Below are 11,278 nucleotides of genomic sequence, written 5' to 3'. Positions count from 1 at the left end.
AGGAGATCCGGGCCCTCTGGTTCCGGGCCGGCGGGACGCTGAGTATGGAGGAGCGGCGGGAGTACCAGCGGCTCGTCCTGGAGTGGGCGGAAGACGACCGGCCGGCGCCCCTTGGCGTGTCAGCGTCTGCCCGACCGCCCCAGCAGCCACAGCAGATACGGCCCCCCGACCAGCGAGGTGAGCGCGCCGACCGGGATCTCCAGCGGCGGCACCAGCGTGCGGGCCACCAGATCGGCGGCGACCACGATGAACGCGCCGGTCAACGCCGAGGCGAGGAGGGGGAGGTGTGGGGTACGGGTGAGGCGGCGGGCCAGCTGGGGGCCGGTGAGGGCGACGAAGCCGATCGGGCCCGCCGCGCCGGTCGCGGTCGCGGCGAGCACCACGCCCAGGACGGTCAGGCCCAGTTGGGTGCGCTGGACGCGGACGCCGAGGGCGGCCGCGGTGTCGGGGTCCAGGCCGAGCGGGCGCAGCGCGCGGTTCGCCCACACCAGGGCGGGCAGGGAGAGCAGCAGTACCCAGGACAGGGGCCCGGCCTGCTCCCAGCCGCGTCCGTTCAGGCTGCCCGTCAGCCACAGTTTGACCTGCTCGGCCTCGGCCAGTTCGCTCTCGGTGAGGTAGAGCTGGACGATCGCGGAGAGCGCGACCCCGATCCCGACCCCCGTCAGCACGAACCGGCTCGGCTGCATCCCGTGCCGCCAGGCCAGTACGTACACCAGGGCGGCGGCCGCGAGACCCCCGGTGACGGCGACGGCCGGGAGCGCGCCGGGTGAGGCGACCGTGCCGGTGGCGAGCGCCAGTACCGTCGCGGCGGCGGCACCGTGGCCGACGCCGATGACGTCCGGGCTGGCGAGCGGGTTGCGCGTCACGGTCTGCACGAGTGCCCCGGCCAGCCCCAGCGCCGTGCCGACCAGCGCGCCGAGCACGATCCGCGGGACCCGCAGTTCACCGACGATCAGGTCGTAGGGGCCTCCGTGGCCGCGCAGCACCTGCCAGACCTCGCCCGGCGGGACGTACGACTGCCCGACGCACGCCGAGAGCAGCATGACGCCCGCGAGGAGCACGAGGAGCACGGTGGTGACGGCGGCGGAGCGCCGGTGCAGGAGAAGGGAGAGGCCGCGGTGGCGGAGTACAAAGAGGCCGGCCGAGCGCGGATGGGCGGGGGCCGTGGTGGTCGTCCGGGTCACGCGGCCACCCCTTTGCGCCGGACGAGTACGACCAGCACCGGCACGCCCACCAGCGCGGTCATCACCCCGGCCGGGACCTCCGCGGGGGCGCGGACCACCCGGCCCGCCACATCCGCCGCGAGCAGCAGGGCGGCGCCGAGGAGGGCGGACAGGGGGAGGGTCCAGCGGTGGCCGCCGTTGACCAGACGGCGAGCGAGGTGGGGTACGGCGAGGCCGATGAAGGCGATGGGGCCCGCGGCGGCGACCGCGGACGCGGTGAGCACGGTCGCGCCGAGCGCCGCACAGCCCCGTACGAGCGCGACCCGGTGGCCCAGCGCCCGCGCCGTGTCGTCGCCGAGCGCGAGCGAGTCCAGGCCGCGGGCGCAGGCCAGCACGAGCAGCGCGCCGGCGATCAGGAACGGCAGCATCCGCCCGACGGTCCCGGCATCGCGCCCGCTGAGCGCGCCCACCTGCCAGAACCGGAACTGGTCCAGCGTGGCCGAGCTCGACGTCAGGACGACGGTCGTCGCCCCCGCCGTCATCGCCGACAGCGCGGTCCCGGCGAGCGCCAGCTTGACCGGAGAGGCCCCGCCACGTCCGCGCGAGGCGATGGCGTACACGACACACGCGGCGGCGACGGCGCCGGCGAAGGCGTACCAGACGTACCCGCTGAAGCCGTTCGCCCAGCCGAGCACGATCGCGCACACGACGCCGGCCGCCGCGCCCTGGCTCAGCCCGAGGATTCCCGGGTCGGCGAGCGGATTGCGGGTGACCGCCTGCAGTGCCGCCCCCGAGAGCCCGAGGGCGGCACCCGCGGTCAGCCCGATCGCCGTCCGCGGCACCCGCAAGGACCGTACGACCAGCGCGTCCGGTGAACTCCCGCCGTGCACCAGGGCGTCGAGGACGGTGGACAGTGGGACCGGGCGGGTGCCGACGGCGAGGCTGAGGACCGCGGCGGTGACGGTGAGCAGGAGGGCGACGGTCAGCCAGACCGTACGCGTACCCGCGGACGTACGACGCGTCACTTGCCTATGGTGTCCGCGAGCTGCTGGACGACGAGCCGGGCGGCGGTCGGTCCGGCGTTGAGGTACCAGGGGTCGTCGTCGACCTTCACCGCGTGCCCGGCCTCGACGGCCTTCATCGACTTCCACAGCGGTCCGGCGAGCACGCTCCCGGCGTCGGTCTCGGACGCGTCGCCCTGCACGGAGTAGAAGATCCAGTCGCCGTCGGCGACGTCGATGCTCTCCGCCCCGATGTCCTGCGAAATCGCGTTGAACTGCTGGGACTTGGGGCGTCCGATCCCCATGTCGACAGCGAGGGAGCCGGTGAAGGAGGACACCCCGAACATCCGCGTCCGGTCGGGCGTGAACCGCACCATGGACACGGCGGGGTCACCCAGCTGCTTTCCGCTCTCGGCGGCGTCGCCCACGATGTCGTCGAGCAACTCCTGCGCCTTGTCCGCCTTGCCGACGGCGGCGCCGACGAGCAGCAGGTCCCGCTTCCAGTTGATGCCGTTGCCCGCCGTGACGACGGTGGGCGCGATCTTCGACAGCTTCGGGTAGAGATCACCGAGCGAGTCGTTGACCAGGATCAGATCCGGCTCGGCGGCGGCCAGGGTCTCCAGATTGGGCGCCTGCCGGGTCCCCGCGTCGGTCATCGCGGCGAGTTTCTTCTTGTACGTCGGGAAGGCGTCCGCGAGATAGTCCGGTACGAGTCCGGCGTTGTCGGCGCGGGTCGTGGCCGTGGGGACGATGCCCAGGGACAGCAGGTCGTCCAGCTGTCCGGTGCTGAGCGCGGCGATCTTCTTGGGCTCGGTCTTGATCTCCGTCTTGCCCTGGAAGTGCCCGACGGTCCTCGGGAACTCGCCGTCCTCGGCGCTGCCGGCGCCCATCCCGTCCTCGACGGCGCTGGGCGCGACGGAGGGCCCTTCGGAAGCGCCGGCCACGAGGTTGCGGTCGCTGCCGGCGCTGCTCTCGCTCTTCGAGGAGCCGGTGCTGTCCTCGTCCCCGCTTCCGGACGAACATCCGGCCAGCAGCCCGCCGACCATGGCAACGGCCACGACGGCCTTCGACCCCAAAGTGCGCACAAGAACTCCGATCAATGAATAAGGCAAGGCTAACCTTAGCCATATATCGGAGGGGTGGGCGCAGGGGGGCCGGGCTGCCTAGTGTGGAAGGACGCGCAGCGACGTACGAGGAGGTCCTCGCGATGGCCATCGAGCTGAACCACACGATCGTCGCCGCCCACGACAAGCAGGCCTCGGCCCAGTTCCTCGCCGACATCCTGGGACTCCAAGTAAGCCCGCAGTACGGCCCGTTCATGCCGGTCCCGATACCCAACGGCGTCACGCTGGACTACATGGACATCGAGACGACCGAGCCGATCACCCCACAGCACTACGCGTTCCTCGTCTCGGAGGACGAGTTCGACAAGATCTTCGCCCGCATCCAGGCCGCCGGCCTCACCTACTGGGCGGACCCGTCCCACCGCCGCGTCAGCGAGATCAACACCAACGACGGCGGCCGGGGGACCTACTTCGACGACCCGAACGGCCACAGCATGGAAATCCTGACGAGGCCGTACGGGAGCGGCGAGGGCTGACTTCGCGTGACGGTCGAGAGCGGGGACGGAGCGCCGGTCAGTCCGTGCCCGACTCGATCGCCGCGTGGTCGAGCGCGTCGGCGTCCACCGGTACGGTCTCGTCGCTCGCGGCGATGACCTCCGCGCCGCCCGGGGGCAATTCGCCGATGAGGCCGCTCCACGCGGTGAGCCGGCCGTGGGCGGCGTACTGCTCCAGCTTGGTCCGGGAGTCGGCGATGTCGAGGTTGCGCATGGTCAGCTGGCCGATGCGGTCGTCCGGGACGAACGCCGCGTTGACGCTGCGCTCCATGGACAGCTTCTCCGGGTGGTAGCTGAGGTGCGGGCCGGTGGTGTCGAGGACGGTGAAGTCCTGGCCGCGGCGCAGCCGCACGGTGACGCTGCCGGTGATGGGGAACCCGACCCAGCGCTGCAGGCTCTCGCGGAGCATGAGCGCCTGCGGGTCGAACCAGCGGCCCTCGTAGAGCAGCCGCCCGAGCCGACGCCCGTCGACGTGGTACATGGCGACGGTGTCCTCGTTGTGGACGGCGTTGAGCAGCCGCTCGTAGGCGATGTGCAGCAGCGCCATGCCGGGGGCCTCGTAGATGCCGCGGCTCTTGGCTTCGATGATGCGGTTCTCGATCTGGTCGGACATGCCGAGTCCGTGCCGGCCGCCGATGAGGTTGGCCTCCCGGACCAGCTCGACCGGCGACTCGAACGCGCGCCCGTTGATCCGCACCGGCCGCCCGTGCTCGAACTCGACGGTGACGTCCTCGGCCGGGACGTCGACCTCGGGGTCCCAGAAGCGGACACCCATGATCGGGGAGACGATCTCCAGCGAGGTGTCGAGGTACTCCAGGCGCTTGGCCTCGTGCGTGGCGCCCCAGATGTTCGCGTCGGTGGAGTAGGCCTTCTCGGCCGAGTCCCGGTAGGGCAGGTCGCGCTCGGACAGCCAGGCGGACATCTCGTGCCGGCCGCCGAGTTCGGTCACGAACGACTGGTCGAGCCAGGGCTTGTAGATCCGCAGGGCGGGGTTGGCGAGCAGGCCGTAGCGGTAGAACCGCTCGATGTCGTTGCCCTTGTAGGTGGACCCGTCGCCCCAGATGGAGACGTCGTCCTCGCGCATCGCGCGCACCAGCAGGGTGCCCGTGACCGCACGCCCGAGAGGGGTGGTGTTGAAGTAGGTCTGACCGGCCGACCGGATGTGGAACGCACCGCACGCCAGCGCGGCGAGGCCCTCCTCGACCAGGGCCTCACGGCAGTCGACGAGCCGCGCCTGCTCGGCACCGTAGGCACGGCCACGCTCGGGCACGTCGGCCAGGTTCGGCTCGTCGTACTGCCCGATGTCGGCTGTATAGGCATAAGGGATGGCGCCACGCTCACGCATCCACGCCACCGCGACAGAGGTGTCCAAACCGCCGGAGAACGCGATTCCGACACGCTCACCGATTGGAAGTTTATTCAGTACCTTCGACATGTATGCATCCTAGACCGGCGCCCCCAGGTCGTTCCATCCGTATCGGGGGACCGGCTCGGGTGCGACCACCAGGTGGAGATCTGCTGCCCCGAGACGGCTCAGCCGCGCCGGACCGGGTGCGGTCACCGGGCGCGGTGGACGAAGACGTCGCCCACCGCGTTGGTGTCCTCGGGCACGAGGTCGGTGTCGGTGGAGTTGAAGACCACGACCCCGCCGTTGCCTGAGACGGCTCCGCGGTCGAGCGAACCGTTCGCAGGGCCGCCGTCCGTACCCGAACTCACGCGCCGGGACTCCCCGGTCTTCAGGTCGAGGACCACGGCCGGCCAGGCCCAGCCGGATTCGGCGGCCGGGTCGTCGGCTCCCAGCTCGTACGCCACATGGCCGCCGTCCGCGCTCAGCGTGCCGCCGCGGGTGCCGGGCCGCTCCGGGTTGCCCGGGACCGCGATCGTGGTGCCGGTCTCCACATCCCTGACGAACGTGTTGCTCGACCGGTCGTCCGGGGTCATGGACCCGGCGTTGAACTTCGCGAACAGGACCCGCCTGCCGTCGCCGCTGATCGCCGGGAAGCCCAGGACCCGCAGGGGTGTCGTCCCGTCGTACGCCACGTCGACCACTTGCTCCGTGCCCGCGGCGCGGTCCTGCAGGAACACATGCCCGACATGGGGACCCTTGGGGACGGGGGTGGTGAAGGTGTACGCGACGCGCTGTCCGTCGTCGCTGATCGCCGGGCTCCCGGCGTAGTACACCTCCGGCTCGGTGTCGGGCCTGCTGACCCACTCGGTCGTACCGGTGACCCGGTCCCGCACGTACACCCGCGATCCCTCGGCCGCGGTCGAGCCGGTCGGCCGGCTCACGACGAACGCGACATGACGGCCGTCGGCAGTCAGCACGGGAGAGCTGACCGAACCGGCCGCGAAGTCGTCCTCGGGTGGGGCACCGAGGCGCTCGACGGCGCCGGTCCGCAGGTCCTGGACGTACGCGCTGTTCGGCGAGGCCTCGTTGGGATAGGCGGTGTAGGCGATCAGACGGCCGGTGCGGCTCAGCGACGGCGAGGACAGCCGGTAGCCGGCCAGAGCGACGCGCTGCAGTTCCCCGGTGCGCAGTCGGCGTACGAAGATGTCCTGCGAGCACGGCGAGTCGCCCGGGACCAGGTTCGAGGCGGCCGACACGAACGCCGCGACCCGTCCGTTCCTGCTGACCACGGCGCCGCCGGCCGAGGCATCGGCCTGCGTGCCGTCCGCCGCCACACTCAGCCGCACGGTGGCCGATGCTGCCGGTGCCGCGTGAGCTGCCGGTAACGCCGTCATCATGAGCGCGGCGACCAGCGCGGACGCTCCTGTCGCAGCGCGAACGGTATACGTCATGTCTCCCCCAGGGACACCCGAAGCCCCGACCCCCCGCCGGGCGCACCGGGATTCAAGCGCACACCCCGTTCCGTGAGCAATCCGTTCGATTATGTACAACCCAATCGAACCCTGACGCGTCCGCGCCAGGGCAGGGAACCCGGGGTCGGGGACAGATCCGCACGCGGACCTGCGGCCTGTCCGTGGCGCCGTCTGGTGATCGTCTGAGCACGCATGCCCAACTGCCGCCCAAGGAAAGGGATGGCGTTCCCTTGCGTCCGGTGTGGGCTACGTCTCATCCGCGGGCTGTTACGTCGGAGGGGTGGCCGGTGTCTTGAAGCCGAGTCCATGACATGGGGAAACATCGGGGCGACGGCTCCGAGGAGGACGAATGGCTGAGATGACGGCGACTGAGGATCAGACTGATTCTCGGCAGGCTCTGGTGAGGCGCATCGAGAGCCGGGAGGACGATATCGGTGTCTACGTTCAACGCGCCCGGCGTCGGCGCGACCGGCTGTCACTGCTGGGCATAATTGCCGGCGCGGTGGTGTCACTGGCTACCGCGGGCCCCGCTTTGGGCGGGCAGGGCTTCGCGACGACGGTGGGTAATGCCCTCCCTGGCGACAGCAGTTCGCTCGTCTGGCAAACCTTGTGTGTGGCAGCGCTACTCGCATCGGTAGCCGGCACCATCGTCGCCGGGCTGCAACGCGCGGAGGACGTGGCCGGCAAACTGGCGACCGCGGAAGCCTCCAGAACGGAACTCGACTCGCTTGCCACCGCGGTCGCTTTCCAAGACATGCCACTGGAGGAAGCCGCCGAAAAGTATCGGCGTGTCACCGCCAAGCTCTCCTTCGTGGCGGAGCTCTGACTGAATGTGGGCAGCGGCAATAGGGCCCGCGTCGTCGGCTGAAGGGCACTGTCACGTTGTCGGGTGTGTGGTTGCCTGACGGAGTGCCAGAGCGCGGGTGCCGGGTTTTGGGCCTGCGGTCAGGCGGTGGCGGGCCGGTGATCCGGTTCCGGATCGCGAAGGGGATGGCCATCTCGGCGTGGTGGCCGGAAGCTGTCATGAGGTGGCAACGGGGCCGGAGGCGGGGCGAGATGCCGCTGAACGCGGACAGGAACCGCTCCGCCCCGCCCACCGAGCGGAAGCCCTTCCTCGCAGGTTTGCGCTGCCTCGCCGGTTGATGGCAGTTCTCCGCCGGATTGTTCAGGCCCTTGTGTGAGCGGTGCTCCACGGAGGGCATGGCCTCGCGGTGAGCGGCGCCGCAAAGGCGGAGCTTGTCGATGACGATCACCCTCGGCACCGCACGGGTCTTCTTCATCAGGCGGCGGAGGAAGCGCCGGGCCCCCTTGAAGCTCCCGCAGATCAACATCGAAGTCGATCTCCTCCACCGCATGGCGGCTACGCCCGCACGGCCGGCCTCCAACTCGTGGACGGCCGCGTCGATCGACGACTCCGGCAGCGTCCCCGCCTTGGTTGTCCTGTCGGCCCTCAGATGGTCCGGCCGTGTGTGCGGACGCTCACGGGAAGCCTGCCATGGCCGCCGTCGGCCCTACGGTGGCTGCGCGGCCGAGGTGCTCTGGTCGGCCGTGGCAGGATGAGGGCGCCGCAGTTACGTCCTGTTGGCCGCAGTGAGTCCGCAAGGTGGTGTTGTCGTGGTGGAGCCCAAGGGCCGTGAGCCGATCCGGCGTAACGCGCGCTCCAACCGGGCGCGCATCCTGGCCACCGCCAGGCAGGAGCTCGGCCGCAACCCCGATGTCACGCTGGAGGAGATCGCGCGGGCCGCGGGTGTGGTGCGCCGTACGCTCTTCGGGCACTTTCCGGGGCGCGCGGCACTGGTTGAGGCGCTCACGGAGGAGGCGTCGCAGGCGCTTTGGGCCGCCGTGGCCGGGCAGGCCGAGCCGGCGAAGACGCCTGCCCACGAGTTGGCGCGATTCGTCCTTTCGATCTGGCCCGTGGGGGATCGCTACCGGCTGTTGTTGGCGCTGATCCATCAGGACCTGGGTGCGCAGCGGGTGTCGGAGGTACTGGGCCCAGCCCGTGACGAGGCCACGGCCATCCTGGACCGAGGGCAGCGTGAAGGCGTGTTTCCCGCCCACTTGCCGTCGGCTGTGCTCGGTGCCGGACTCGAGGCACTGATCGTTTCCCTGCTCGAGTGCGTCAATGTGGGGATGTGGGAGGACGACGGCACGGGGGCGGCTGTCGCTGCGCTGGTCGCGGCGGGCGTGCCGACGGAGCAGGCCCGCCAGGTGGTCGAGGCGGTCACCTCGGACCTCGGGCGCGAGGCCTGCTGACCGGTCAGGCGGCGGGAGCGGCGGTTCGTCACGCGGTCGCCGCCCAACTCACCGAGACCTGCTCATCCGACGGCGCCGACGTCATCACAGACGTGGCCACCACCCGGCCATGACGAACGATGCCGAGGCCCTGCCCGGCATCCACACCCGCCTCAAGCATGGGGGCCTACTGCCCGCCGAGCACCTGGTCGACGGCGGCTACACCTCTCACCGGCCCGCTGCCGGGTAATCCCACCCGCCGGCACCGCCAGAGCGAAGGCTTCGGCCGGGACGATTTTCCCATCGACTTCGACCGCCGGCATGTGACCTGCCCCCAGGGCCAGGTCAGTTGGCACGGCCCCTGCCCGACCTCCTCACTCCCACCGCGTCGCCGCTGATCATGGCGAGGATCACCAAGTGCCAGTGCCGGCCTTGCCCGGTCCGCACCCGTGCACCACCTTCCGCCAAGGCGCCCGGATCGTGGGCTCTCCCCCACAAGAACTCCGCGACCTGCAAGTGCGCTTCCGAGCCGAGCGGCAGACACCGGTCCGGCGAGTCATTCACAGGCGATCTTCGTTCAGCCGCGAGCCGCGTTATGTGCACACCGATGAGCAAGAACTACTTGCACACGGCTGAGCAACGAAGCTAATATGCACATGGGTGAGCAACTAACTGCCTCATCTGGCGGGGCCACGCTCCGCATCTGTTCTTGCCGATCTCGCAGCCGTTCCTTCACCTCAGGAGCTTTGGATGTCACTCGTCGTCACCACGCCGGTCGAGAAGATGACCGGGTCGTATTCGCGACGCTGGTTCGCGCTGATCGTGTTGTGCATGAGCCTGCTGATCGTTGTCATGGCCAACACGTCCCTCATCGTCGCCATCCCGGACATGACCAAGGACCTGCAGCTCAGCAGCAGCGACCTGCAATGGGTCATCGACGCCTACACGGTCCCCTTCGCCGCGCTGATGCTCGTCCTCGGCTCGATCGGTGACAAGTACAGCCGCCGGGGTGCACTCATCACCGGCCTGCTGATCTTCATGGGTGGCTCCGTGATGGGCAGTCAGGCAGATGAGACGAACCTGGTCATCACCGCGCGCGCCATCATGGGCGTCGGTGCCGCCGTCGTCATGCCGGCCACGCTCTCCCTGCTCGTGGCGATCTTCCCCAAGCGTGAGCGGGCGCGTGCCATCACCGCGTGGACCGCCACTTCGGGACTCGGCGTCGCCGTAGGCCCACTCCTCGCCGGCTGGCTGCTGCAGGACAACGGCTGGGGATCCACGTTCCTGATCAACGTCCCGATCGCCTTCCTGGGCGTCGTCTGCGCGCTGATGCTGGTACCTCCGTCGAAGGCCACAGGCATGGGCCGGATCGACTACGTCGGCGGGCTGCTGTCCATCGTCTCGCTGGGCTCCCTCGTGTACGCCATCATCGAAGGCCCCCACCGCGGCTGGAGCGCCGCCCCCGTCGTCGCCGGCACCGTGCTCGCAGCGCTCGGCCTCCTCTCGTTCGCCCTCTGGGAGTCGAAGCACCCGCACCCGATGCTCAACGTCCGCAAGTTCCGGGAGCGTTCCTTCAGCGGCTCGACGATCGCGGTGGCGCTCCTCTTCTTCGGCACGTACGGCTCGATCTACTACGTGACCCAGTTCATGCAGTTCGTCCTCGGCTACAACGCACTGGAGACCGGTGTACGGCTCCTGCCCATGGCCGCTGCCGTCTTCGTCGGCTCCGCGCTCACCGGCTGGCTGACGCCGAAGCTGGGCATGAAGGCCATGGTCGTCTTCGGTATCTTCGTCGCCTCCGTGAGTGTCCTGATCATGGTCCAGGTCGACAAGAACTCCTCCTACGCGACATTTGCGGCCGCACTGCTCCTGATCGGCTTCGCGATCGGTCTGAGTGTCGCCCCGGCCACGGACACGATCATGGGCTCCTTCCCCGAGTCCGAACTGGGTGTCGGCGGTGGCGTCAACGACACCTCGCTCGAGCTGGGCGGCGCTCTCGGAATTGCCGTCATGGGTTCGCTGCTGGGCACCGAGTACCGGGACAAGCTGGGTGACCTGATCGGCGGACGCCTTCCGGCCGACGCGATGGACGTGGCCGACGAGTCGGTGGGGGCCGGCCTCGCGGTCGCCGAGCAGGCCGCCAAGATTCCGACAGTCGGCCCGCAGCAGGTGCAGGCTCTGGTCGACGCCGTGCACGAGTCCTTCGCCCACAGTGTCGCGCAGACCAGCCTGGTCGGCGGCATCATCATGGCCGCCGGCGCCATGGTGGTCCTGGCCCTCCTCCCCAGCCGCAAGACCCGTGCGAAGGAAGACCACGCGGCACGGACGCCGAGCCGTCACCAGGACGCCGCAGCGGATCTGAACCCCCGCACACTGCAGGGAACGTCGTCACGGTAGGAGCAGGGAGCAGGCGCCGCAGAGCCGGAACGTTCACCAACGACCGG

General features: G+C 70.0%; 10 protein-coding genes and 1 pseudogene. 5 read left to right on the top strand and 6 right to left on the bottom strand.

Annotation, left to right across the window (positions count from 1 at the left end; genetic code table 11):
- Nucleotides 1-119 precede the first annotated feature (119 nt).
- From AB0D57_RS19950 to AB0D57_RS19940, 3 genes are read right to left on the bottom strand one after another with little or no spacing between them, the layout of a single operon-like run.
- Nucleotides 120-1,184 carry an iron ABC transporter permease gene (locus AB0D57_RS19950; protein WP_362074114.1) on the bottom strand — a complete coding sequence of 355 codons (1,065 nt, stop codon included), beginning with the start codon at nt 1,182-1,184 and terminating at the stop codon, nt 120-122.
- Nucleotides 1,181-2,149 carry an iron ABC transporter permease gene (locus tag AB0D57_RS19945; RefSeq protein ID WP_362074141.1) on the bottom strand — a complete coding sequence of 323 codons (969 nt, stop codon included), beginning with the start codon at nt 2,147-2,149 and terminating at the stop codon, nt 1,181-1,183. Before AB0D57_RS19945 ends, AB0D57_RS19950 begins: the two co-directional genes overlap by 4 nt.
- A gap of 35 nt (nt 2,150-2,184) precedes the next feature.
- Nucleotides 2,185-3,210: an iron-siderophore ABC transporter substrate-binding protein gene (locus AB0D57_RS19940; protein ID WP_362074138.1), complete on the bottom strand. Its 1,026-nt coding sequence runs from the start codon at nt 3,208-3,210 to the stop codon at nt 2,185-2,187.
- A 161-nt stretch (nt 3,211-3,371) separates the two neighbouring features.
- Between AB0D57_RS19940 and AB0D57_RS19935 the strand changes: the two genes are divergently transcribed.
- Nucleotides 3,372-3,764 carry a VOC family protein gene (locus AB0D57_RS19935; RefSeq protein ID WP_362074135.1) on the top strand — a complete coding sequence of 131 codons (393 nt, stop codon included), beginning with the start codon at nt 3,372-3,374 and terminating at the stop codon, nt 3,762-3,764.
- 37 nt (nt 3,765-3,801) lie between these two features.
- On the opposite strand, the gene argG is transcribed toward AB0D57_RS19935, so the two are convergent.
- Both argG and AB0D57_RS19925 read right to left on the bottom strand, forming a co-directional pair.
- A complete protein-coding gene (gene argG, locus AB0D57_RS19930) occupies nt 3,802-5,217 on the bottom strand; it encodes an argininosuccinate synthase (protein WP_362074111.1) in 1,416 nt (471 codons plus the stop codon).
- Nucleotides 5,218-5,339: 122 nt separating this feature from the next.
- Nucleotides 5,340-6,581: a hypothetical protein gene (locus AB0D57_RS19925; RefSeq protein WP_362074108.1), complete on the bottom strand. Its 1,242-nt coding sequence runs from the start codon at nt 6,579-6,581 to the stop codon at nt 5,340-5,342.
- Nucleotides 6,582-6,951: 370 nt separating this feature from the next.
- On the opposite strand from AB0D57_RS19925, the gene AB0D57_RS19920 reads away from it, so the two are divergent.
- Complete coding sequence (locus AB0D57_RS19920) at nt 6,952-7,428, top strand: hypothetical protein (RefSeq protein WP_362074105.1); 477 nt, start codon at nt 6,952-6,954, stop codon at nt 7,426-7,428.
- A gap of 229 nt (nt 7,429-7,657) precedes the next feature.
- On the opposite strand, the pseudogene AB0D57_RS19915 reads toward AB0D57_RS19920, so the two are convergent.
- Nucleotides 7,658-7,912: pseudogene (locus tag AB0D57_RS19915) on the bottom strand (DDE-type integrase/transposase/recombinase); the annotation flags it as partial.
- Between AB0D57_RS19915 and AB0D57_RS19910 the strand changes: the two are divergent.
- The 3 genes from AB0D57_RS19910 (at nt 7,845) to AB0D57_RS19900 (ending at nt 11,231) form a co-directional block, all read left to right on the top strand.
- Nucleotides 7,845-8,162 carry a hypothetical protein gene (locus AB0D57_RS19910; RefSeq protein ID WP_362074144.1) on the top strand — a complete coding sequence of 106 codons (318 nt, stop codon included), beginning with the start codon at nt 7,845-7,847 and terminating at the stop codon, nt 8,160-8,162. The pseudogene AB0D57_RS19915 and the gene AB0D57_RS19910 overlap by 68 nt on opposite strands.
- A 54-nt stretch (nt 8,163-8,216) precedes the next feature.
- Nucleotides 8,217-8,855 (top strand): TetR/AcrR family transcriptional regulator, encoded by a 639-nt coding sequence (locus AB0D57_RS19905; RefSeq protein WP_362074102.1) that lies wholly within the window; start codon nt 8,217-8,219, stop codon nt 8,853-8,855.
- A 729-nt stretch (nt 8,856-9,584) separates the two neighbouring features.
- Entirely contained in the window at nt 9,585-11,231 is a 1,647-nt protein-coding gene (locus AB0D57_RS19900) for an MFS transporter (protein WP_362074099.1), read from the top strand.
- The last annotated feature ends 47 nt before the right edge of the window (nt 11,232-11,278 follow it).

It is taken from the genome of Streptomyces sp. NPDC048275 (assembly GCF_040652275.1).
GTDB lineage: Bacteria > Actinomycetota > Actinomycetes > Streptomycetales > Streptomycetaceae > Streptomyces.
Note: the sequence above shows the minus strand (reverse complement) of the source record. Positions and strands in the feature narration are given on the sequence as shown.

Excerpts from the sequence above, each read along its gene's own strand:
- AB0D57_RS19940 (WP_362074138.1), bottom strand. The coding sequence starts at position 3,210 with ATGGTCGGCGGGCTGCTGGCCGGATGTTCGTCCGGAAGCGGGGACGAG.
- AB0D57_RS19935 (WP_362074135.1), top strand. The coding sequence starts at position 3,372 with ATGGCCATCGAGCTGAACCACACGATCGTCGCCGCCCACGACAAGCAG.
- argG (WP_362074111.1), bottom strand. The coding sequence starts at position 5,217 with ATGTCGAAGGTACTGAATAAACTTCCAATCGGTGAGCGTGTCGGAATC.
- AB0D57_RS19925 (WP_362074108.1), bottom strand. The coding sequence starts at position 6,581 with ATGACGTATACCGTTCGCGCTGCGACAGGAGCGTCCGCGCTGGTCGCC.
- AB0D57_RS19920 (WP_362074105.1), top strand. The coding sequence starts at position 6,952 with ATGGCTGAGATGACGGCGACTGAGGATCAGACTGATTCTCGGCAGGCT.
- AB0D57_RS19910 (WP_362074144.1), top strand. The coding sequence starts at position 7,845 with ATGACGATCACCCTCGGCACCGCACGGGTCTTCTTCATCAGGCGGCGG.
- AB0D57_RS19900 (WP_362074099.1), top strand. The coding sequence starts at position 9,585 with ATGTCACTCGTCGTCACCACGCCGGTCGAGAAGATGACCGGGTCGTAT.